General features: G+C 62.3%; 16 protein-coding genes and 1 pseudogene. 7 read left to right on the top strand and 10 right to left on the bottom strand.

The window, feature by feature from the left end:
• The first annotated feature begins 54 nt into the window (after positions 1-54).
• The 3 genes from YWU_RS17450 to disA are packed head-to-tail and all read left to right on the top strand — an operon-like array spanning position 55 to position 3,301.
• A complete protein-coding gene (locus YWU_RS17450) occupies positions 55-831 on the top strand; it encodes a hypothetical protein (RefSeq protein ID WP_051260070.1) in 777 nt (258 codons plus the stop codon).
• A gap of 23 nt (positions 832-854) precedes the next feature.
• Complete coding sequence (radA, locus tag YWU_RS0105400) at positions 855-2,258, top strand: DNA repair protein RadA (RefSeq protein WP_027019659.1); 1,404 nt, start codon at positions 855-857, stop codon at positions 2,256-2,258.
• On the top strand, positions 2,201-3,301 hold the full coding sequence (gene disA, locus YWU_RS0105405) for a DNA integrity scanning diadenylate cyclase DisA (RefSeq protein WP_084141821.1): 1,101 nt from the start codon (positions 2,201-2,203) through the stop codon (positions 3,299-3,301). Before radA ends, disA begins: the two co-directional genes overlap by 58 nt.
• A gap of 31 nt (positions 3,302-3,332) precedes the next feature.
• On the opposite strand, the gene YWU_RS0105410 is transcribed toward disA, so the two are convergent.
• Positions 3,333-4,010 carry a hypothetical protein gene (locus tag YWU_RS0105410; protein ID WP_156892724.1) on the bottom strand — a complete coding sequence of 226 codons (678 nt, stop codon included), beginning with the start codon at positions 4,008-4,010 and terminating at the stop codon, positions 3,333-3,335.
• A gap of 81 nt (positions 4,011-4,091) precedes the next feature.
• Entirely contained in the window at positions 4,092-4,712 is a 621-nt protein-coding gene (locus YWU_RS0105415; protein ID WP_051260071.1) for a carbonic anhydrase, read from the bottom strand.
• Between the two features lie 90 nt (positions 4,713-4,802).
• On the opposite strand from YWU_RS0105415, the gene YWU_RS0105420 reads away from it, so the two are divergent.
• Positions 4,803-5,657 carry an HhH-GPD family protein gene (locus tag YWU_RS0105420; protein ID WP_027019663.1) on the top strand — a complete coding sequence of 285 codons (855 nt, stop codon included), beginning with the start codon at positions 4,803-4,805 and terminating at the stop codon, positions 5,655-5,657.
• Between the two features lie 363 nt (positions 5,658-6,020).
• On the opposite strand, the gene YWU_RS15370 is transcribed toward YWU_RS0105420, so the two are convergent.
• The gene (locus YWU_RS15370) at positions 6,021-8,642 is read right to left on the bottom strand and encodes an ATP-dependent Clp protease ATP-binding subunit (RefSeq protein WP_084141834.1); all 2,622 of its coding nucleotides are present in this window, start codon (positions 8,640-8,642) and stop codon (positions 6,021-6,023) included.
• 198 nt (positions 8,643-8,840) lie between these two features.
• On the opposite strand from YWU_RS15370, the gene mgtE reads away from it, so the two are divergent.
• Positions 8,841-10,199 carry a magnesium transporter gene (gene mgtE, locus YWU_RS0105430; RefSeq protein WP_156892725.1) on the top strand — a complete coding sequence of 453 codons (1,359 nt, stop codon included), beginning with the start codon at positions 8,841-8,843 and terminating at the stop codon, positions 10,197-10,199.
• A gap of 233 nt (positions 10,200-10,432) precedes the next feature.
• Positions 10,433-12,154 carry an AMP-binding protein gene (locus YWU_RS0105435; protein ID WP_027019665.1) on the top strand — a complete coding sequence of 574 codons (1,722 nt, stop codon included), beginning with the start codon at positions 10,433-10,435 and terminating at the stop codon, positions 12,152-12,154.
• A 129-nt stretch (positions 12,155-12,283) separates the two neighbouring features.
• Here the strand turns inward: YWU_RS0105435 and YWU_RS0105440 are convergent, their stop codons facing one another.
• The 6 genes from YWU_RS0105440 to lysS form a co-directional block, all read right to left on the bottom strand.
• Entirely contained in the window at positions 12,284-13,747 is a 1,464-nt protein-coding gene (locus YWU_RS0105440; RefSeq protein ID WP_084141824.1) for a metallophosphoesterase family protein, read from the bottom strand.
• 51 nt (positions 13,748-13,798) lie between these two features.
• Entirely contained in the window at positions 13,799-15,187 is a 1,389-nt protein-coding gene (locus tag YWU_RS0105445; RefSeq protein WP_084141826.1) for an MFS transporter, read from the bottom strand.
• 9 nt (positions 15,188-15,196) lie between these two features.
• Positions 15,197-16,186: an arsenic resistance protein gene (locus YWU_RS0105450; protein WP_034647150.1), complete on the bottom strand. Its 990-nt coding sequence runs from the start codon at positions 16,184-16,186 to the stop codon at positions 15,197-15,199.
• Positions 16,187-16,346: 160 nt separating this feature from the next.
• Positions 16,347-17,555, bottom strand: a complete 1,209-nt coding sequence (locus YWU_RS0105455; protein WP_027019669.1) for an acyl-CoA dehydrogenase family protein — start codon at positions 17,553-17,555, stop codon at positions 16,347-16,349.
• A gap of 45 nt (positions 17,556-17,600) precedes the next feature.
• Positions 17,601-19,019 (bottom strand): acyl-CoA dehydrogenase family protein, encoded by a 1,419-nt coding sequence (locus YWU_RS0105460; protein WP_027019670.1) that lies wholly within the window; start codon positions 19,017-19,019, stop codon positions 17,601-17,603.
• A 287-nt stretch (positions 19,020-19,306) separates the two neighbouring features.
• A complete protein-coding gene (gene lysS, locus YWU_RS0105465; RefSeq protein WP_027019671.1) occupies positions 19,307-20,851 on the bottom strand; it encodes a lysine--tRNA ligase in 1,545 nt (514 codons plus the stop codon).
• A 243-nt stretch (positions 20,852-21,094) separates the two neighbouring features.
• Here lysS and YWU_RS0105470 point away from each other — a divergent pair, with 243 nt between their 5' ends.
• On the top strand, positions 21,095-23,200 hold the full coding sequence (locus YWU_RS0105470) for a PhoX family protein (protein ID WP_027019672.1): 2,106 nt from the start codon (positions 21,095-21,097) through the stop codon (positions 23,198-23,200).
• Between the two features lie 286 nt (positions 23,201-23,486).
• Here YWU_RS0105470 and YWU_RS15375 read toward each other — a convergent pair.
• Positions 23,487-23,675 (bottom strand): annotated as a pseudogene (locus tag YWU_RS15375) (IS3 family transposase); the annotation flags it as partial.
• Positions 23,676-23,739: the final 64 nt, after the last annotated feature.

Consider the following 23,739-nt stretch of genomic DNA (forward strand, 5'->3'; position numbering starts at 1 on the left):
TAAGGTTGATCTCATTCAGCCCCCTTCCTCGAATCAGCATGGAGGACGCGAGTTATGTCGCTCAAGTCGGTAATGCGCCGCAGTGCCATCGCCACCGTTGCCGTCGGTTCCGCCCTGGCTCTCACCGCCTGCAGCGCCGGCCAGGTGACCCAGACCTCGGACCAGGTCGCCGCAGTTGACGGTGCCAAGAACTCCAAGGACGGAATCCCGAGTGGTGTGGGCATCCGTGACGCACACATCATCGTTTACCCGGAGAGCGACTACGCCGCTCTGAAGTTCACCGCGGTCAATGAAGAGCGTGCCGACGTGACCTACACGATCGACTCCATCGACGTTGAGGGTGTCAGCGAGGTCGAGTTCTCCCCCTTCGCCGCCACGAGCGCCGCTGAGGCTCGCTCCCAGGTTGGCGGCAGCTTTGACCCGCTGTCCTTCGGCCGCGACTGCGTCGTCGTTGCTCACGCCGATGTCGCCCTGCAGTCCATCGCCGCAGCTGCTGACGAGAACCAGTCCTGCATCAGCTACGTCGCCACCGAGCTCGATCCGGAGACCCTGACCGGTGAGAACGACAATGCCGCTGGCCTGAGCCGCGACATCACGTTCAACATCAGCGGATCTGACGGAAGCAGCGAGGAAATCGTCCTTTACGCCACCGTTTCGGCATACATCCCGGAGCCGGGCGACCCGTACCGCGTTGACGGACTGCCGGACCACGAGGCTCACCAGCCGGGCACCGCTTCCGGTTCGGGTGCAGCCGCCGACGGCGACGTCGACGAGGATGGAATGACCGGCGAGACCGGCACCACCACCCAGCCGCTGACCACCGTCCAGTAACACTCTGAGCGGCACTTCACTCCGTGGCCAAGGGACCCTCCTACCGGTGTACCGCGTGCGGACACCGGGTCTCCAAGTGGGTTGGGCAATGCCCGTCCTGCAAAGAATGGGGAACTCTCGCGGAGTCAGCTGTTCCCGCCTCTGTTGGCGGGGGTTCCACGGGGAAGACCGGTAAGGCGAGTTCTGCCTCCCGGTCCACGGCTTCACATCTAGCGGGGGCAAGTACACCCGCTCGCCCGATCACGGGCATCGCGTCGGGGGACACGGTCGCGATGGCCACGGGGATCGGCGAACTCGACCGCGTACTCGGCACCGGAGTGGTGCCGGGTTCGGTCATTCTTCTGGCTGGCGAACCAGGGGTAGGAAAATCGACTCTCCTGTTGGAGGTCGCCTACCGCTGGGCAAAAGCTGGCAACTCCACTGCCCTGTACGTGACTGGTGAGGAATCTCCTGGACAGGTCCGCCTCCGCGCGGAGCGCACCGGTGCGTTGGACAAGAATTTGTTGCTGGCCGCGGAGTCGGATGTTGGGATGGTGCTCGACATGGCCGAGCAGCACCGCCCCGGCCTGATGATTGTGGACTCAGTTCAAACGATGCTTGCCGACGGCGTGGAAGGCACCCGCGGCGGCGTCGCCCAGGCCCGTGCGGTCACCGCTGCGCTGACCTCCATGGCGAAAGAGACCGGTACTGCGATCCTTCTGGTGGGTCACGTGACCAAGGACGGCAATGTGGCCGGCCCCCGGGTCATGGAGCATCTGGTGGATGCAGTCCTTAACTTTGAAGGTGACCGCCACACTGGCCTCAGGTTTCTGCGCGGACTAAAGAACCGCTTCGGTGCCACTGATGAAGTCGGATGCTTTGAGCAGACCTCCGACGGCATTCGCGAGGTACCGGACCCCAGCGGGCTCTTCCTTCACCACAGCGACCCGGCCCCAGGCACTGCGATCACAGTGACCGTGGATGGTCGCCGCCCATTGCTCGCCGAAGTCCAAGGCTTGGTGGTCGATTCCCAGCAACACAATCCCAGGCGCAATGTCACCGGACTAGATCCGCGACGGGTACCAATGGTGGCTGCGATTCTCCAGCAGCATGGCGGGATGAAGAAGCTGGCGGACAAGGAGATCTACGTCGCTACCGTCGGCGGTATGTCCCTGACAGAGCCTTCCGCTGATGCAGCAATCGCCGTGGCGTTGGCCTCCTCGATCCGAAATCAAGTGATCCGGGAACGCACGATCGTCCTTGGTGAACTCGGCTTAGCCGGAGAAGTACGCCGAGTACCTGATGCGAACCGCCGTCTGAAGGAGGCGGTCCGAATGGGATACACCCACGCGATTGTCCCTCGCGGCACCGAAGTTCCCGCCGGCATGACATGGGACGAAGTAGGAACAGTCGCGGACACCCTACGTGCGGCTATTCTGAGCAGGTGAATGATCTGAGCCAAGAGCTACTGATGCAGCTGGCCCCCGGAACAGCCATCCGGGACGGCCTGGAGCGCATCCGCCGGGGTGGCACCGGCGCACTCATCGTGATGGGCTTCGACGACGAGGTCGCGAGCATCTGCGACGGCGGCTTCGATATCGACGTGCCCTTCGCCCCTACCCGGCTCCGCGAACTGTGCAAGATGGACGGCGCCGTGGTGTTGTCCGCGAATGCCACTCGCATCCGCAAGGCCAATGTGCAGCTCGTGCCGGACCCATCCCTGCCGACGGAGGAGTCCGGCACGCGGCACCGCTCAGCGGAGCGCACTGCCCTACAGACGGGCCGGCCAGTCATCAGCGTGTCCCAGTCGATGAATCTCATGACCGTGTACGTGGACGGGGTTCGGCATGTGCTGAAGGACTCCTCGGAGATCCTCTCTCACGCCAACCAGGCACTCTCCACCATCGAGCGATACCGCGCGCGTTTCGATGCCGACTCCGAGGCCCTCTTCACCGCCGAGATCGACGGCTACGCCTCTGCCGCCGAGGTTCTCGGCGTGCTGCGACTGTCCGAACTGCTCCGGCGTGCTGCTGAAACCATCTCCCGCGACGTGATCGAACTGGGCTCAGATGGCCACCAGCTCGATCTGCAGCTGCGCGAACTGGTCGCAGACACCGAAACCAATCGCAGGCTGTTGTTGTTCGACTACCTGCTGACCTCCACCGGTATGCCAAGTCTCGCTGAGGTCGATGATGCCCAGCGGCAGCTCTCCGAATTACAGGAATCCGACCTGGTCGGTGCCGCCGGAGTCGCCCAAGTCTTGGGATTCCCCTCAGGCTCTGACAGCTTCAACGGACGCATCGACCCACGTGGATTCCGCGCACTGGCGCGCATTCCCCGGGTACCGATCTCACTGATGGAGAAGGTCATCGACCGCTACGTCACCCTGCCGTCTCTCTTCAAAGCCACGCGGGACGACCTCGAGGCCATCGAGGGGGTTGGCCCCCTGTGGGCCGGTCATGTCCGTCAAGGGTTGGATCGGTTGAAGTAACGGGGGCGTCGGGAAGCGGGGTTTTAGGTTTTTAGCCCAATCGGAACGTCTCGTACTCCGAGACCTGCTCACCGAACACAGCGTGGACAGCAAACTCGCCAGCCCCAACGTCGACGCGCTCAGACTCACCGCAAGCACCAGGTGCCGATGAGGTCCGGTTCCAGCCGACGCTGAAGATCTCCTCGTCATCCGGGCCGAGGTCAAGCATCTCCTCCTCCGCTTCCTCGCGGCAATCAAGGCTCGACCAGACACGGGTATTGGTGGTGATGTCATAGACCACGAAACCAACCGGGACCTCGACCATGTCGACCTCGCAGGTGCCCTGGGTCGGGTTGTAGAGCTCGACGAAGAACTCGGCGTCATCGCCTTCGGGGTAGACGAGGCTGTCGGGGCGGACGTCGAGAAGCACGTCTGAGACCTCACACGTGTCCTTGTCGACAGTCTCTCGCGGCGCGCTGGACTGGTACGCCGGCGCCTCCGTGGAGGAACGCTCAGCGGAGGAGCTTTCGCTGGGCACGGAGGTCACATCCTCGCCGTCCTCACGGCTAGCGGTGACCACTTCGTCCGTCGCAGTGTCCTGTCCATCCTCCCCGCCGGAGGTGACCAGCCACACCAGCAGGACGATGACGAGCACAACGACCACGGCGGCAACAATGGCCGCCATCCGGCGTCGGCGATAGATCTCAGGGGGCAGCTGCTGGTTCGTCACCCTGCCAAGGTTACAACTTGTGTGGGCGTCAGCGGTTTAACCCGCGTGCACCCGTGTCACACCAGTTACTGCAACTGCGGGCTACTCGCCCGGCATCCCGACGCCCCGAGCCACCACCGGCGCAGTCCGTCCATCAGAGAGCTGATAACGCATCCCGACGACTCCCACCTGGCCATTCACGATGCGCGACTGGATCTCCGGGGAACGATCGATGATGTGCTCGACGATCTCAGCAACGTGGTGTGCCTCGAACTCATCCGGCGAAGTGGAACCGCTACGACGGGCGGTCAGCAGCGACGGAGTGACCTTCTCAATGAGCACGCGCTGGAACCCGGACGGCATGTCTCCACCATTGAGCGCAGTGAGAGAGGCCTTCACGGCTCCGCAAGACTCGTGGCCGAGAACGACAACGAGCTTCACACCCAGGGACACCACGGCGAACTCTAGGGAAGCCAGCACCGATAGGTCGGTGATGTGACCGGCGGTGCGGATCACGAAGACGTCACCGAGGCCCTGATCGAAGATGATCTCAACAGGCACACGCGAATCCGAGCAGGCCAGGACGACAACGTTCGGCTTCTGCCCGCCGGTCAACTCCGCACGGCGATCAAGATCCTGATGGGGATGATCGGAGCAACCGTCCATAAAGCGACGGTTGCCATCGATGAGTTCTTTCCACACGGTGTCCGGGGTTTGAGTCATGAAAGTTATTGTTGTCGCGTGCATGATCAGCCTGAAAGCCCCACCTCAAGACCAGCCCCTAACGGGGGTAACTGTCAAAATAGTGTTGAAATTATCGACTGGTTCAGGCACAACGCCCGCGACCTGCCCTGGCGACACCCCGGGACTACAGCCTGGGGCATTTTGGTCAGTGAGGTGATGAGCCAGCAGACCCCCGTCGCTCGCGTTGCTCCCCGGTGGGAGGAGTGGATACAGCGGTGGCCGGAGCCTGCGGACCTGGCCGCGGCAAGCACCGACGAGGTTCTGCGGGCCTGGGGCAAGCTCGGCTATCCGCGACGGGCATTGCGGCTCAAAGAGGCTGCGGTGGCCATCGTTTCGCTTCACGACGGCCAGGTCCCCGCCACCGTCGACCACCTCCTCTCCCTGCCTGGCATCGGTGACTACACCGCCCGCGCTGTCGCGGCGTTCGCCTTCGACGCGGCGGTTCCGGTGGTCGATGTGAACGTGCGACGGGTGTTGCGCAGGCACCGCCAGGGAGTCTTTTTGCCGGGCACTCACAAGTCTGCGGATCTAGTGGCAGTGGATTCGTTGCTGCCAGCTCGGGACGCGGCAGAGTTTTCCGCAGGCGTGATGGAACTGGGCGCGACGGTGTGCATAGCCCGCACGCCTCGGTGCTCCGAGTGCCCAGTTGAGTCGACATGTGAATGGGTGCAACTCGGCCGGCCGGCTCCAGAGGAGTCAGAGCTGGCCGCAGCCAAACGTCGCGTGCAGAAATTCGAGGGCACCGACCGGCAGGTTCGTGGAAAGCTCCTGGACGTCCTGCGCGCCGCCCACTCCCCCGTCGAGCAATCGTTATTAGACGCCGTCTGGGACGACGACGTGCAGCGCTCCCGCGCCCTTGATTCTTTGCTGACGGACGGCCTGGCAGAGCAGGACGAACGGGGGCTCTTCCATCTGCCTCGGTAGGACCAGATGCAAACGCGGGCACGTGCGCGGGCGCGCGTGGGTCAGGCCTGGGCAGGGTGCTCTCACGGCGTTGTCGCTTACAGGTGCCAACAGACTGGAACTGTTGAAGCACGGCCGCTGGCCATGTCCCACGGGTACCACCTGTCTGCGTAGCCCGAACACCCTGTAGATGTCGCACAGCGAACTCGGATATGCAACGTCGACAGGGTGTTCGGCGCACGCGCGGAGGGCCCTGCTTCCACCAGCTTTTTCTCCTCACCTACGCAAGCAGCCTCATCTCCACACGGCATGAAAAAGCACCCCACCAGGTTTCCCTGGTGGGGTGCTCTACCCTGCAGCGGCGCTACTGACGCCTAACGCTGCTTACTCGTTGGTGTTGTCACCATTGGAGTCAGAGGCTTTGGCAGTCTCCGGCGGCTCGATCTCGTCAGTTCCCTCGGGAACCTCAATCTCGTCGACGTTGTCCGGGGAAGCAACGACGTTGAACACGAACTTGCCCTTGCCAATGTCCTTGTCTTCGCCGTCCCAGCCTTCGACATCGACCTCGACGACATCGCCGATGCCGACCTGGCCGTAGAGGATCTGCTCGGAAAGCTGGTCCTCGATCTCGCGCTGGATGGTGCGACGCAGAGGACGTGCACCGAGCACCGGATCAAAGCCACGCTTGGACAGCAGAGACTTGGCGCGATCGCTGACCTCGAGAGAGATCCGCTTCTCCACGAGCTGGTTGCGCACGCGATTCAGCATGAAGTCGACCATCTCGACGATCTCTTCCTGCGTCAGCTGCCTGAACACAACGATCTCATCGATACGGTTGAGGAATTCAGGTCGGAAGTGCTTCTTCAGCTCATCGTTGACCTTGTCCTTCATCCGGTCGTACTGCCCCTCAGAGTCGGTCTCTCCGACACCGGTGAAGCCAAGTCCGACGGCCTTGGAGATGTCCTGCGTTCCCAGGTTCGAGGTGAAGATCAGCACGGTGTTCTTGAAGTCGACCACGCGGCCCTGGCCATCGGTGAGACGACCATCTTCCAGAACCTGCAGGAGCGTGTTGTAGATCTCCTTGTGTGCCTTCTCGATCTCGTCGAACAGGACGACGGAGAACGGCTTACGGCGGACCTTCTCGGTCAGCTGGCCACCCTCGTCATGTCCGACGTACCCCGGAGGAGCACCGAAGAGACGCGACGCGGTGAAGCGGTCGTGGAACTCACCCATGTCGATCTGGATCAGCGAGTCCTCTTCGCCGAAGAGGAACTCTGCCAAAGCCTTCGACAGCTCGGTCTTACCAACACCGGACGGGCCGGCGAAGATGAACGAACCGGACGGACGCTTCGGGTCCTTCAGACCTGCGCGGGTACGACGGATCGCGCGGGAGACAGCGCCAACTGCTTCGTTCTGGCCGATGATCCGCTTGTGCAGCTCATCTTCCATACGCATGAGTCGCGAGGACTCTTCCTCGGTGAGCTTGAACACCGGGATACCAGTCCAGTGAGCCAGCACCTCCGCGATCTGCTCTTCGCCGACCTCAGAGATGACGTCCGACTCGCCGGAGCGCCACTTGGACTCCTGCTCACGGCGCTTCTCGCCGAGCTTGCGCTCGTCGTCACGCAGCGATGCGGCCTTCTCGAAGTCCTGCCCGTCGATGGCGGCTTCCTTCTCGCGGCGCACCTTGGCGATGTTCTCGTCGATCTCCTTGAGCTCCGGCGGAGCGGTCATGCGCTTGATGCGCATGCGGGCGCCGGCCTCGTCGATGAGGTCGACAGCTTTGTCCGGAAGGAAGCGATCGTTGATGTAGCGACCCGACAGGGTTGCTGCAGCGACCAGTGCCTCATCAGTGATGGACACGCGGTGGTGCTGCTCGTACTTATCGCGGACACCACGGAGAATCTCGATGGACAGATCCACCGAAGGCTCCGGAACGTTCACCGGCTGGAAACGACGCTCAAGAGCGGCGTCCTTCTCGATGTGCTTGCGGTATTCGTCCAGCGTGGTGGCACCAATGGTCTGCAGCTCACCGCGAGCCAGCTTCGGCTTCAGGATCGAGGCTGCATCGATGGCGCCTTCTGCTGCACCTGCGCCGACAAGGGTGTGAATCTCGTCGATGAACAGGATGATGTCGCCGCGCTGGTTGATCTCCTTGAGCACCTTCTTGAGGCGCTCCTCGAAGTCACCGCGGTAACGGGATCCAGCGACCAGGGAACCGAGGTCCAGCGAGTAGAGCTGCTTGTCCTTCAGGGTCTCCGGGACATTGCCGTTGACGATGTCCAGTGCGAGGCCCTCGACGACGGCGGTCTTACCGACGCCCGGCTCACCGATCAGAACAGGGTTGTTCTTGGTACGGCGAGAGAGGACCTGCATGATCCGCTCGATTTCCTGGCCACGGCCGATAACCGGGTCAAGCTTGCCCTCGCGGGCTGCGACGGTCAGGTTACGGCCGAACTGGTCCAGGACCAGGGAGCCGGACTGCTGACCGGTGTCGGTGGAGCGGTTGCCGGAGGTCGCGCCGACCGGACCCGGCTGTGCGCCGCCGTCGGCCTCGGACTCCTGGCCCTGGTAGCCGGACAGCAACTGGATAACCTGCTGACGAACCCGCGGCAGGTCGGCGCCAAGCTTTACCAGCACCTGTGCCGCAACGCCTTCGCCTTCGCGGATCAGGCCTAGCAACAGGTGCTCGGTGCCGATGTACTTGTGTCCCAACTGCAGTGCTTCACGCAGCGAGTACTCCAGGACCTTCTTGGCCCGGGGGGTGAACGGGATGTGGCCGCTCGGCGGCTGTGCGCCGCGACCGATGATCTCCTCAACCTCGGCACGCACTGCCTCCAGGGAGATTCCCATCGACTCGAGGGCCTTGGCTGCGACGCCATCGCCCTCGCTGATGAGCCCCAGCAGGATGTGCTCCGTACCGATGTAATTGTGGTTGAGCTCGCGAGCCTCGTCCTGGGCCAGGACGATCACGCGCCGTGCGCGGTCGGTGAACCTCTCGAACATCTCTTTCCTCGCCTTCTGCAGGGTTTGATTCAGGCTTTCACCGAGCATAACGACGATGGTGCCCAGGAACGTCCCCTTAGCCGTACGCCGTCAGCGAACACGCTGTTTACGGCCTGATCCTTGCGCGTTTCACAGGTCACCGCCAGCCGAGCCACAGCAATCCGGCGAAATCATGGGCGGTGGGTAGGATTGCGACTCATGGCCATCCATGAAGCGTACGACGTAGACGCAATCGCAGACCGGCTCGCCGATCTACTGCGCGAGCATGATCTCGTCGCCGCGGAACACATGGTGGTGGAGATGCCCGCCCCTATTCTGGTTGACGTGCTCCAGCGCGAAGATCACCAGGATCGCGCGATCATCTACCGACTTCTGCCGCGCGACACCGCCCTCGAGGTTTTTGAGCGCTTCGAGCCGTCGATGCGCGCCGACCTCATCGAAGGACTGCGGGAAGAAGAGGTCGTCGGAGTCTTCGAAACGATGGACCCGGATGACCGTGTCTCGCTTATCGACGAACTCCCAGCTTCTGTCGCCGCCCGCCTTATGGGAGGACTGTCATCTCACGAGCGCGAGCTCACCGCTCCGATGCTGGGATACCCGGCCGAATCCATCGGCCGTCACATGTCCACGGAGTACATCCGAGTAGGACCGGACACGACCGCGGCTGAGGTTATCCAGGCCGTCCACGATCACGGCGAAGAGGCCGAGACCGTCTATCTGATCATGGTGGTCGGCTCCCGGCGGGAACTACTTGGCGTCGTCGGTCTACGTGAGGTTCTACTCGCCTCTGACGACACGCCCGTATCCGAGCTGATGGTCGATCCGGAGTTCGCCATGGCGTCGGAAGACGCTGAGACTGCTGCACGTCGCGCGACTAAGACTAACCACCTGGTAACCCCGGTGACTGATGCGCAGGGACGCCTGATCGGCGTCCTCACTATTGACGACGCCGCCCGCATCGTTGACCGCGCCGACCTCGAGGACTCCTCCCGAGCCGGCGCCGTCGAACCCCTCGACATGCCCTACCTGGCAACCTCGGTGAACCAGATCTTCCGCTCCCGTGTGGTGTGGCTTCTGGTGCTAGCACTGTCTGCCATCTTGACGGTCCAGGTGCTGGACATGTTCGAAGACGCACTGGCAACCGTCGTCACGCTGTCCCTATTCATTCCCCTTCTTACCGGTACTGCCGGTAACACTGGCGCGCAGGCCGCAACGACGGTGACACGCGCACTGGCTGTCGGAGAGGTCCGCCTCCGCGACGCCTGGAAGGTCGCCTGGCGTGAGGTCCGCGTCGGTTCACTACTGGGAGTGATGCTCGGTGTCATCGGTCTGGTCCTTGCCGGGCTTATCTTTGGCTTCGACTTCGGACTCATCATCGGCCTGACGCTGGTGAGTATCTGCACGATCGCCGCGACTGTCGGCGGACTGATGCCGATGCTGGCGAAGCTAATCAGGGCCGACCCGGCTGTGTTCTCGACGCCATTCATCTCGACCTTCTGTGACGCCTCCGGATTGATCGTTTACTTCCTCATCGCGACAACGATTCTGGGAATCTGACGCGCGCCAGCGCCGCCAGGGTGACTGACCGGAACACAGTAAGCCTCTACTGGCAAAACTTTTACCGCCTCGACGTGAGCCTATTTACCCTGGTCAAAGCCAGGGGCTCTAGGGGGCGAGCTGGGCAGAAAAATGCACTTGTTATCAAAATAATTCCTAAAAAAGCCCACATGTGGCGCCCAACACAATTATGCTCGCATCTGTTATCCGATCTATTTCCCAGGAGGCCACAGATGACCGCTGCACCTGAAAAGCACACACCCAAAGTGGGTGAGCGCCTTCGCGGCATGACCGATCTCGTCGTCGGTATGGCTCCCGCCGCGAAGGCAGGTGTCCTCGGTCTCATGGGCCCGGGTGCTGCTGCAAATTCCCTCAAGGGCCTCTACCGGTGGGACTTCGTCCCGGCCGGCCTGCTGGCTCTGGCAGCAGCCCGGGATCCCCACCACACCGCAATCATTGACGATGGTGGATCACTGACGTACGAGCACCTGAACAACCGCACCAACCAGCTCGCCCGCGCCCTGCGCCACGGGTACATTCGTCCGCGTGACAAGATCGGCGTTCTTTGCCGCAATCACCGCGGATTTATCCAGGCACTGTGCGCTCACGGCCGCCTCGGTACCGACATCGTCCTGTTGAACCCGAGCGCTTCTTCGAAGCAGACTCTCGCTGTCATTCATGAGCAGAAGGTCGACTTCCTGTTCATCGACGAAGAGTTCACCCACATCCTCCCGGAGGACTTCGACCAGTGCCCGGTCGCCGTGGCATGGCTTGAGAACTACAAAGACACCTCCTGCGTGCGTGAGGGCTGGACCTCGATGCAGGAAATGATCCGGACCGCTCCCCCGGAGAGCCTCCCCGCAGCCAAGTTGCCGACCCGCCCGCGCCGCGGCCGCGTCGTGATCCTGACCTCCGGCACCACCGGCACCCCGAAGGGCGCACGCCGCCCGGAGCCGAAGTCTTGGATGCCGGCATCGTCGATCATGAGCAAGATCCCGATGCGTCAGCACCGTCCGTCGCTGCTGCTTGCACCGTTCTTCCACACCTGGGGCTTCGCCAACATCCAGCTGTGCATGGCACTACGTTCGACAATGATCCTGCGTCGCAACTTTGACCCGAAGGACATCCTCCAGGTCATCCAGAACCACAACCCCTACATGGTCATCCTGGTCCCGACCATGCTCCAGAGAGTCATCGACGCCATGCCTGACGACCTCACCATCACCGATGAAATGGCACCGAAGATCATCGCGTCTTCCGGCTCCGCCATCCCGGAAAAGGTAGTTCGCCAGTCCATCGAGAAGTTCGGCCCGACGCTGTACTCGCTGTACGGCTCCACTGAGGTCTCCTGGGCCACCATCGCGACTCCGGACGAACTCGCCGAGAACTCCTACACTGCCGGCGGCCCGCCGCTGGGTACCCGCATCACCATCCGTGATGAGGACGGCAAGCCGCTCGCCCAGGGCGAGCACGGCCGCATCTTCGTCGGCAACAACATGTTGTTCGAGGGATACACCCGACCGGGTGCCGACAAGAACTTCGTCGAAGGACAGGTCTGCACCGGTGACCTCGGTTACCTCGACGAGCACGGACGACTCTTCATCAGCGGCCGCGAGGACGACATGATCGTCTCCGGCGGCGAAAACGTGTTCCCGCGTGAGACTGAGGAAGTCCTCTACGACATGCCGGGCGTCAGCGAATGTGCCGTCGTCGGTGTCGAGGACGAGAAGTTCGGCCAGGCACTAGTCGCTTACATCGTCCGCAAGGACGATGCTGCAGGCAAGAAGATCGACAACGACTCCATGCGTACCTACGTCAAGGAGCACCTGAGTCGCTCCAGCGTCCCGCGTGAAGCCGTGTTCCTGGACGAGCTGCCGCGCAATGGCGTCGGCAAGGTCGTCCCCCGCGAGCTCCCGAAGCCGTGGGAGAAGGAAGAAGCCAAGGCTGACGCCTAAATAGCCTCAGCCCCAGGTTTCGCTATGAAGGCCCCGTTTCCGAAATAAAACTCGGAGCCGGGGCCTTCTCTATCTGCCATCAAGTTCAGCGCGATGGTGCTCCACCTGCTCGCGGACACGACGCGGGGTCTACAAGCCCGACAAGTCCATATCCACGGTGTAGTTACGGTCAGAGAGGGAACCGAGCATGTACTCCGGCTCCATACCGAACATCGACCAGCGAGTGTGCCCCGACCAGTCGAGCGAATCCCGAGCCGGGATCCGGTGGTAGGTGACCATATATCCGCCTGTGTAGACGTGGATCAGGGTGTACCCGCCGGGATAGCCGAGGGAGGCACCACGCTCGCCAAAGTCCGCGCTGCCGATGTCTGCGCTGCCACGACGGGTGCGGTGAGTGTGTCCGGCATACATCGACATCACGCCAGGAGATTTGGCCATGATGTCCTGCAGCTCCAGCGACATATCCTGCCCCAGGATGAAGTCAGAGCCTCCCATATTGGAGGTTCCCGCACACATGGTCACTGGATGGTGGCCGAACATGATCGTCGGCCGATCTGGGTCTGACAGGAGATCGGCACGCAAGGCGTCCATTTGCTCTGGCGAAATATATCCGCCGTCCTCGAAGATGTCCGCGGTATCCACCCCAAGCAAGCGAAGTCCGCCCACCCGGGACGACCAGTGTTGCTGACGTCCGGTGAAGTAGTCACCAAAGTTGTCCTCCACGTCGTCACCGGCCTTGATGCCCTTCTTGTTGGACTTCTTAGTGTTCTTCCGGCCAGGCGTGAAGTTGTCGTGATTGCCGCGGACCGCGAACCAGTCTTTGTCCTGCTCACCAAACTCATTCATCAGCTTCCGGAATGTACGGACCTGATCAGCGGTGTTTGTATCGGTGCAGTCGCCGTTCACGACCAGCGCGCTGGCTCCATCTTCTTTGGCGGCGGCGACCAGCCCCTCGAGCTGCATCTCGGGGAAATCGAGGCCGTCCGCATCTGGAGACGTCAACCGACTGTGGTTCGTCTTTCCGATGTGGGTGTCGTTCGTAACTGCGATCGTCTCGATGAAGTCGCCCGCGGGCCTGCGCAGCGTACGAATCACCCCAGTCATTTCGGGCGCGCCCATGCGTCGGGTAGCCACGAGCGACGGAGTCGCACGGTAACCGTTCGACCAGCATTCGAAGCGGTAGCTCCGATCCGGATCCAGCCCCCGCACCACTGCATGGTGGACACCCCGCGGAGTGTCGTCGTTGTAGACAACCCTCATCGGGCCGCCATCGGCGGGGCCCATGAGGACCACGGTGTTTGACCCTACGGTGTGACGAGCAGGACCATACGGGGTTCGTACCTCTTTACCGTAGGTCGCCCACGTGAAAGCGATCGTTGTGTCAGTGACGGTCGGCACCTCTAGGTCCTTCGCTCGAACTCTGCCGCCGGTGCCAGAGGTCAACAGCAAGTCACGATCAATGTCACCGGTCAGGTGCGGCGGAAGATCCGGGTCCAACAGCTTGGATACCGGTCGAGAGGATCGAGCCAGAACCATACCGCCAGCCGCAACCGATGCAACGGAGCGAAGCGCTCGGCTAGACATCTGCTTCATAACAACCAGATTACGGCCGAACAGTTGCCGATAGGGGTCCGTGACTTAAACTCACAGGTTATTTTCGGAAACAGGCGGCTTCACAAACGCCAGCATCACCGCTCCTGCCAGCAGAATCAGTGCAATTCCCAGGATTCCGGCACGGTCCGCACCTGAGAACCAGACAAAAAGCCCGAACAGCGCCGGAGCCATCCAGCTCACGGCTCGGCCAGTGGTCGTGTACAAACCGAAGAACTGACCTTCCTGTCCTTCACCAGCCAGCCGAGTGAGGAAGCTACGAGAGGCCGATTGCGCTGGTCCCACAAACGCGCACAACACCAGGCCAAACACCCAGAAACCCGTAGCCCCATCAAGGAAGAACAGCACCAAGCAGGACAGGATCATCAGGCCGAGGGATCCGAGAATGATCGGCTTCGGCCCAATTCGATCGTCCAGGAATCCACCGGCTACAGCACCGAGAGCCGACACCACGTTCGCCGCGACGCCGAACAGCAGCACGTCACCTGCAGACAGTCCGTAGACGGTCACCGCGAGAATTGCTCCGAACGTGAACACACCAGCCAACCCATCGCGGAAAACGGCGGATGCCAGCAGGAAATACGTCGCCGTACGGTTGGTATTCCACAGTCCCTTGATCTGCCCGATCAAATCCTTGTATGCCTCGACGACGCCCTTCGGCTGTTTCCCGTCAGCGGCGACCGGCGCGATCTCCGGCACGCGGAACATCGCCGGCAGCGCAGAGAGGAGAAACCACACCGCCGCCAGCACTGCGACCATCCGGATATTGAAGCCGTCCTCGGCCGGCAGGTTGAAGAATCCACGGGTCTCCCCCTCCCCTGCGACGAATCCGAAGTAACACACCAGCAGCAGCACGATGCCGCCGAAGTACCCCATCGACCAGCCGAATCCCGAGACCCGTCCAACCGTCTCCCTCGTGGAGATCTGCGACAGCTGCGCGAAGTAGTTGACCTCGGCGAACTCGAACGTGACGTTCGCGACGGCCATGACGACCACGCCGATCCAGAAGTACTCCGGAGAGTCGTTCTTCACCACGAACAGCAGGAACATCAGCACGACGGTGATCAGCGTCCACAGCCGCAGCGACCGACGCCGTGTTCCGCGGAGGTCGGACCGTCTGCCCATCACGGGTGCGATCAGCGCGATGGCCACGCCGGCGATCGCCACCGCACCGGAATAGAGGGATGTGGCGTTCTGGCCGTCGGGAAGCGTCGCACCGACAGAGTCGGTGAGGTAGACCGCGAAGATGAAGGTCACCAGCACTGCGTTGAAGGCCGCCGAGCCCCAGTCCCAGAACGCCCACGCCACCACCGCTCCGCGGCTGGTGTCCGTGGAAGAGCTGCTTCCCGACGTCTCCCTCGCCGGCTCCACCGACACCCCATCGCCAGTCCTCGATTCGTGGGCCCCAGTGATGTTGCTCATAAAAGAAGATTAACCCGTTTGTGGGGTTGTGGCGCGGTCCCGAAAAAGCACGCGCGGTACGAACCAGAGACAAAAGGCCATTCCGAAGAGTTCGACGAACGCCTGCATCACAATGACGATCGCGGCGATCTCCCACCCAGCCGGCAGTGACAGTGCAAATGGCAGAACGATGAACGAGTTGCGCGTGCCCATCGAGAATGTGAGCGTGCGGCCCTGCGCGGTGGGAAGCCGGGCGACGGTTCCGAGAAGCTTCGCGAGAACGAGAACTGAGGCGAGGAACGCGATGGAAATGCCGATGACCACCGGCAGTACATTGAGATTCCCCATCACGTCCCTGACCTGCGCGACGGCGATCAGGAAAATCACGACCGCCAACAACGGAACCGGCCACCAACCGAGACTCTGCACGACCCGACGACGGACGTTGCGTCGTTTCGCCCAGGATTCGGTGACCGCAGCCACACTGAGCGGTATTAACACCACCAGGAGTGCGGGCCAGACATCGGCGACGGCGAAGACGTCGGCGACGTTGATGCCCGTCATGAGCCCGAGATACACCGGCAGCAGCAGAAGCTGCAGGATGAGCAGAATTGGAGTGAGGACGATCGCGCGGGTGCCGTCACCACCGCCGAGCTGAGTGAACGTGATGAACCAGTCCGTGCATGGGACCAGCAGAACCAGCAGCAGGCCGATCCGGAAGGCGTCGTCATTCGGTGCCATCTGCACCAGGGACCACACCAGCAGCGGAACCAGGACGAAATTACCGATCAGGGCGGTGACGAGGAATCGGACGTCGGCGAACGCCGCCGGGACCTTCGCCAGGGGCATCTGCACGAAGGTCACGTAGAGCAGCAGCGCGAGTACCGGCCAGAGGATTCCTTCAGCGACATAGCCCAGTCCAGGAACAGCACTACCGACAAGCAGCCCAAGAACCGCTGCCACGAGGTAGAACCACACCTGGTGACGTTCGAGCGCATCCCGGCTGATCAGTGCGGGCATCGTGTGATCTTCCCTCCGACTCTTGGGGTTCACTTCAGTGCTGAGGGTGTACATATTGTCACGCGACTGCTAAGCAGACCGACAGAAGCAGCCCCCTCCGGAGATTTCCGGAGGGGGCTGCATCGATGCTTCGCTAGCGTCCTGACCTGCTACCGAGGAATTACTTCAGTTCCTTGGAGGACAGACCCAGTGTGCGGCGTGCGACGACCAGCTGCTGGATCTGCTGGGTTCCCTCGAAGATGTCGAGGATCTTGGAGTCGCGGGACCACTTCTCCAGCAGGTTGCGCTCGGAGTATCCGTAGACACCGGCGAGCTCAACTGCCTTGAGGGTGATCTCGACACCGACGCGGCCGGCCTTGGCCTTCGAGATCGATGCCTCGAGGGTGTTCGGCTTCTTGTTGTCGGCCATCCAGGTGGCGCGCAGAGCCAGGAGGTATGCGGCCTCCCAGTCGGACTCGAGGCGGAGGTACTCAGCGACTGCGGCGGACTGGGAGTAGACCGGCACGTCGTAGTCGATGGTCTCGCCGGCCTCTTCGAGGATGCGACGAAGCTCCTCAAGGGATGCGCGGGACACACCAATCGCCATGCCAGCGACCAGCGGGCGGGTATTATCGAAGGTCGCCATGGCGCCTGCGAAGGACTTCTTGACGTCGATGTCCGGGGAACCGAGGAGGTTCGCAGCCGGGACGCGGCAGTCGTTGAAGCGCAGGACGGCGGTGTCCGAGGCACGGATACCGAGCTTGTGCTCCAGTCGCTCGACGGTGAATCCCGGGGTGCCCTTCTTGACTAGGAAGGACTTGATGGCGGCGCGGCCGAGGCTCTTGTCCAGGGTCGCCCACACGACGACGGAGTCGGCGCGCTCACCGGAGGTGACGAAGATCTTCTCGCCGTTGAGAATGTAGTCGTCGCCATCCTTGACCGCGGTGGTGGTGACCGCGGAGGAGTCCGAGCCGAAGGACGGCTCGGTGATGGCCATGGCGGCCCAGGTCTTACCGAAGGACTCGAGCTGCTCGTCGGTGGCGACCGCGGCGAGGGCAGAGTTGCCCAGGCCCTGGTACGGCATCGACAGTGTCAGTCCGACGTCGCCCCAGCAGGTTTCCATGACGTTGATGAACGCCGCCATGTTGCCGCCGTTCTTGTTGCCGGTCTGCTTCTTCTTCTCGTCGCCACGGCCACCCTTGGCGCCTGCGACGGACAGTCCGCCGTCAGCGGCGCCGTCCATGAGGGAAGCCATGGTGTCGAGCTCGCGCGGGTACTCGTGTTCGGCGAGGTCGTACTTGCGGGAAATAGGGCGGAAGATCTCGGCCGCAGCCTGATGTGCCTGGTTGGCGCCCGCCTTGAGGGACTTGGGGAGTTCGAGGTTGATCATGATGTGTTCCTCTTTAGGAGTTTCGCTGTGGTGCTCGTGGCGGGATTACAGGACGACGACGCCCTCGGCGACACCGATGGCACGCAGGTCGCGGTACCAACGCTCGACCGGGTGCTCCTTGGTGAAGCCGTGGCCGCCGAGCAGCTGGACGCCGTCGGAGCCGATCTTCATGCCCTTTTCCGCTGCGAAGGTCTTCGCCAGAGCGGCTTCACGGGAGAAGCTGAGGCCCTGGTCTGCACGGCCGGTGCCGCGGAGGAGGATCATGCGGAGGCTGTCGAGCTCGATCTTGATGTCGGCAACCATGAAGGCAACTGCCTGACGGTGGGAGATCGGCTCGCCGAAGGCCTCACGCTCGTTGACGTAGGGCACGACGTAGTCGAGGACAGCCTGTGCGGTGCCTGCGGCCAGTGCGGCCCAGCCGAGGCGGGAGCGACGGACGACGTCGCGGTATGCCTCAGTTGCGTTCTCGTCGCCTTCAGCGGTGAGCGCCTCGACGCCACCGAGAACGTTCTCGACCGGGACTCGGACGTCCTTGAGGATCAGGCGGCCCAGTGCGGCACCGCGGATACCCATTGACGGGTCTGCTTCGACGTGAAGGCCATCGGTGTCGGACTCGAGGACAACCAGGACCGGCTTGCCGTCGAGCTCAGCGCCGACGATGAAGAGCTCACAGGCTCCAGCGTTCGGGACGAGCGACTTGACGCCATTGAGGACGAGCTCAGAGCCTTCGCGCTTGGCCTTGGTCTCCGGCTTGAGGGCGTCGAACAGCGGGCGCGGCTCGGAGATGACCACGGCTGCAGCCGGGACGTCTTCGCCTGCGAACGCCGGCAGGTAGGTCTTCTGCTGTGCGTCGGAGCCGTGTGCGGTCAGCGTCGAGGCGACGCCAGCCGGTGCCAGCACGGAGACGGCCAGACCCATGTCGCCGTATGCCAGTGCTTCGGCTACCAGCGCGTTGGTCGTCACGTCGGCGCCGGTGGCGATGCCCTCGAATGCCTCGGGGACGTTGATGAGGGTGACACCGAGCTCGGCAGCCTCAGATGCGAGGGTCTCCGGTGCGGCAGCCTTGGCGTCGCACTCGTAGGCAGCGTCACGGAGGCGGGACTCCGCGAACTCCTTCACCGTCGCGACGATCATTTCCTGATCCTCGGAGGGGGTGATGTCGAACAACTTCTTTGCCTTGGCCTCGGCCTTGGCTTCTGCCTCTGCCTGCAGCTCCGCTGCGGGGCGCTCCGGCTTGCCGGCTCCGGATACCTTCTTGAACTGGCGGTTCGCTGCGCCGAGTGTCTTGAAGCCTGACTTGGTCGACTGGTATACGACACGGTCGATCTTCGGCTGAAGGTCGTACTTGCTGGCGAAGTCCGAACCAGTGATGGTCGTCAGGAACCGCATCGCGGCACCAACCGCGTCCCGCTTGGGGTTGTTGCGCCCGACCGTAGAATCTTCGCGATTCTTCTTGTCGCTCATGGGTCTTGGCCTTTCACGTCAGTGGTGTTACATGGATAACCATAAACATATGACGTGACGCGTGTCATATATATTTTAAAAGTCCTGCACATTCCAATGTTTCGGGGGTGAAGGCACCCCCGCCTGTGATGGAAAACTATCGTCTGCCGATTGTTCACTGCCTGTAAAGCTTCGCTTTACGACGCCCCCAGCACCACAAAACCCGGGCCCCACAAGGGGACCCGGGTCTGGGATGGCCAGGAGAAGAGCCAGCTTGCCGGCCCTATTCGAGCCGACGATTCCTCCAGCTACTCGGAGCGCTCCGGCTTCACGACCGGGAAGAGCACAGTCTCGCGGATGCCGAGGCCGGAGAAGGCCATCAGCAGGCGGTCGATTCCGATGCCAACACCAGTGGTCGGGGGCATTCCCTGCTCCATCGCCTGCAGGAAGTCCTCATCAAGAACCATGGCCTCGTCGTCGCCACCGGCGGCCAGGCGAGCCTGGTCCTCGAAACGCTCACGCTGGACAACCGGGTCGACCAGCTCGGAGTAGCCGGTGGCCAATTCGAAGCCGCGGACGTACAGGTCCCACTTCTCAGTGACGCCGGGCTTGCTGCGGTGCTGACGGGTCAGCGGGGAGGTCTCTACCGGGAAGTCACGAACGTAGACCGGACCGTCGAGCTGGTCCTCGCACAGGTGCTCCCAAAGTTCTTCCACGAGCTTGCCGTGTCCCCAGCCGCCCTTGGCGGGGACGTCGAGGCCCACGCCGTCGGAAAGCACCTTGAGCTCTTCCACGGTCGAATCGACCGTGACCTCGGGCTGGCCGGGGAACTTCTTCTGAAGTGCCTCGTTGAGCGAGGGGTACATCTCGATCTGCTTCCACTCGCCGCCGAAGTCATACTCCGAGCCATCAGCGAGGGTGACAGTCGTGCTGCCGTATACCTCCTGGACAACTTCCTGGATGATTTCGCGGACGGTGCGGGCGGAGTCGTCGTAGGTGCCGTAGGCCTCGTAGTACTCCAGCATCGCGAACTCCGGCGAGTGCGTGGAATCGATGCCCTCGTTACGGAAGTTGCGGTTGATCTCGAAGACCTTCTCCATACCGCCAACAACACAGCGCTTGAGGTACAGCTCCGGCGCGATACGCAAGTAAAGGTCCAGGTCCAGCGCATTGGAGTGCGTCACAAACGGACGTGCAGCAGCGCCACCATGGAGGGTCTGCAGCATCGGGGTTTCCACCTCGAGGAAGTCACGACGCTCAAAAGCATTCCGCAGCGCACGGATCACCTTGATGCGGTTGACTGCGTTGGCACGCGCTTCCTCTCGCATGATCAGGTCGGTGTAGCGGTGACGCACGCGGGAGTCCTCACTCATCTCCTTGTGCGCTACCGGCAACGGGCGCAGCGACTTAGCAGCCATCTGCCAGGACGCGGCCATGACGGAGAGTTCCCCACGGCGCGAGGAAATCACGCGACCCTCGACGATCACGATGTCACCGAGGTCAACGTCAGCCTTCCAGTCAGCCAGACGATCCTCGCCGACCTCCTTGAGACTGAGCATGGCCTGGAGCTGGGTGCCGTCGCCTTCCTGCAAGGTGGCGAAGCACAGCTTGCCGGTATTGCGGACGAAGATCACGCGGCCGACAACGGTCACACGGTCTTCGGTCTCTTCACCGGACTCCAGGTGGCCCCACTGCTGACGGACCTGCGCCAGGGAATGCGTGCGGGGCACCTCGACGGGGTACGCGTCGGTCCCGGAAGCCAGGAGTCGCTCACGCTTTTCGCGTCGGATGCGGAGCTGTTCCGGCAGATCGTCGGCGGCCTGGGAAACGGGGGAATTCTTCGCGTCACTCACGGTGGATAAGGGTAGTCCACCCCGCGCTGTGCCGGTACTCACCCTGCCCTGGGCTACCGGAGAAAACCCACAAAACTTCCCTCAACCACCAGTTGTTTCCTCTCGTTTACCCCGCGCCCACTCTCACGCACCGCCTGTTCACTCCAATGCCACCGAGAGGGAACCGCACGTCAACCCAGAATCGTTATCTTCCTCAGCGAATACTCAGCCCAGGTTCACCCAGCTCTCCCGTAAGGAACCCCCATGACCATTCGCGGCATCAATCTGCTGACCAACCGCTTTGTCTCCTCCCGCAGCCGGACCACCTGCGTCTACAAGTGTGGCGATGCCTGCAACGGCGAAGCACCCAATGAATTCGCGTCAGCCAACGCCTACTTCGGTGATGTGGTGAAGAAGTCGTTCTCTCGTCGTCGTGCGCTGCAGGCCGGCGGCGGCGCAGCTCTCGTCATCGGCGGCGGCTCCGTCTTGGCCGCATGCGGTGACAACAGCGGTAACAACGGCAATGGTGGCAACACCATCTCAGACGGAGAGAACGAGTACGAGGTCCCGCGCGGTATGCGCTTCGACATGGTCTCGCCGAACATGGACGACAAGGTCACCGTCCCGGAAGGCTATGAGGACCGTGTCCTGATCGCCTGGGGCGACCCGATCTTCGAGGACGTGCCGAAGTTCGACTTCGAGAATCAGACCGCCAAGGCCCAGGAAGGTCAGTACGGGTTTAACAACGACTACGGCGCACTCGTTGAGACTCCGGGTGGCCAGCTCGTCCACGTTTCTTCGCACGAGTACACCACCGAGCCGATGATGTTCCACGACTGGACGCCGGAGGACACCACCGAAGAGCAGGTCAACATCGGTCTTGCTGCCCACGGCCTCACCGTGCTGGCCGTGGACAAGGGCGACGACGGCTTCCTGACTCCGGTCATTGGTCACCCGCTGAACCGCCGAATCACAGCGAACACCGAATTCGAGATCGCCGGTCCGGCTGCCGGCCATGACCTGCTGAAGACTGAGGATGATCCGACCGGCACCAAGGTCTACGGCACTCTAAACAACTGCGCCGGCGGCCTCACCCCGTGGGGCACCATCCTCTCCGGCGAGGAAAACTGCAACCAGTACTTCGGTGGATTCGACCAGATCGAGGACGAAGAGGTTCAGGAGAACCTGTCCCGCTACGGCATCACCAGCGAGACCTCTACTCGTAACTGGGAGAAGTTCCACGACCGTTTCGACCTGACGAAGCAGCAGAACGAGCCGAACCGCTTCTTCTACGTCGTCGAGATCGACCCCGCAGACCCGGAGTCCACCCCGATCAAGCACTCCGCGTTGGGCCGCTTCAAGCACGAAGGCGGCAACATCTACATCACCGACGACGGCACCGTGGTCTGCTACTCCGGTGACGACGAGCGATTCGAATACATCTACAAGTTCGTCTCCTCCCGCAAGATGGTCGAGGGCGATCTGGCGCACAACATGGGCATCCTCAACGAGGGAACCTTGTACGTCGCCCAGTTCGACGGCAACTCCCCCGAAAGCGAGATCGACGGCTCCGCGCAGCTTCCAGAAGACGGCGCCTTCGACGGTTCGATCACCTGGATCCCGCTGATGACCGCCAACGCGGACGGCACCTCCGAGTCACACGTCGATGGATTCGATGGCGCGGAGGTCTGCATCTACACCCGCCAGGCAGCGGACACCGTCAACCCGACCCGCATGGACCGTCCCGAGGACGTCGAGCCCTCCCCGATCACCGGCAAGGTCTACGCCGCTCTGACCAACAACAAGTACCGCGGCGCCACCGGCGAAGACGGTACTGACGCCGCCGGCCGTGAGTACGAGGGAGTCACCGAGGTCGCCCCGGTCACGGAGAACAAGAACGGCTACGTCATCGAGATGGACGACGATCACGCCGGCACCTCCGGAACCTGGAACCTGCTGCTGGTCTGTGGAGATCCGGATGAGGCGTACACCTACTTCGGCGGCTTCGATAAGTCGCAGGTCTCCCCCATCACCTGCCCGGACAACCTCGCGTTCGACGAGTACGGCAACCTGTGGGTCTCCACCGATGCACTCTACGCCATGGAGATGAACGACGGCCTGTATGCCGTCTCCGTCGACGGTGATACCCGCGGCCTTACCAAGCTCTTTATGTCCGTTCCCTACGGCGCGGAGACCTGTGGCCCGATCGTCGAGCACGACCTAGTGATGGTCAACGCCCAGCACCCCGGCGAGAACGACGAGGCCACCACCGAAGACCCCACCTCCAATTGGCCCGACGGCGGCGACTCCCAGCCCCGCCCGGCCGTGATCCAGGTCCGCCGCACTGATGGCGGCGCCATCGGCATGTAGCTACAGCGCTTCGCTAACGACAGCACCCCGATGACCTCCTTTTTGGAGATCATCGGGGTGTTGTTTTGCCGCAGATGGTGCGTCGGCGACGCTCACCTGGCGCCGCAGATCCACTCTGCCCCCTTTTCGTTTTCGCCGCGATTCACAGACCCCCCTTTTGTTTCACCGTCCGATTTAGCCAAAGTCGCTGACCTGCACGTTTGCAAATCGGATCGAAACGAGAATAGGTATCCGTGTCGGGGCGGAAAAACGAATGAACTGAACCCCAAAAGTTAAAGAGACGTAGTTAACACGATACTGAGTCGAACCTCCACGCAATGCTTTGTCGGTACTCCACCGGTGACATTGCGCCGAGCTTTTCTTGAATCCGCTGGTAGTTGTACCAACGCATGTACTGATCAATCTCCAGCGCCAGCTGATCAATGCTGCTGAAGTCCCGGCCGACGAACATCTCCTGCTTCAGATGGCCGAAAAAGCACTCCATCGGCGAATTATCCAAACAGTTGCCCCGCCTAGACATCGACTGCACGATCCCGGCT

Source organism: Corynebacterium sputi DSM 45148 (assembly GCF_000427865.1).
GTDB classification, from domain to species: domain Bacteria; phylum Actinomycetota; class Actinomycetes; order Mycobacteriales; family Mycobacteriaceae; genus Corynebacterium; species Corynebacterium sputi.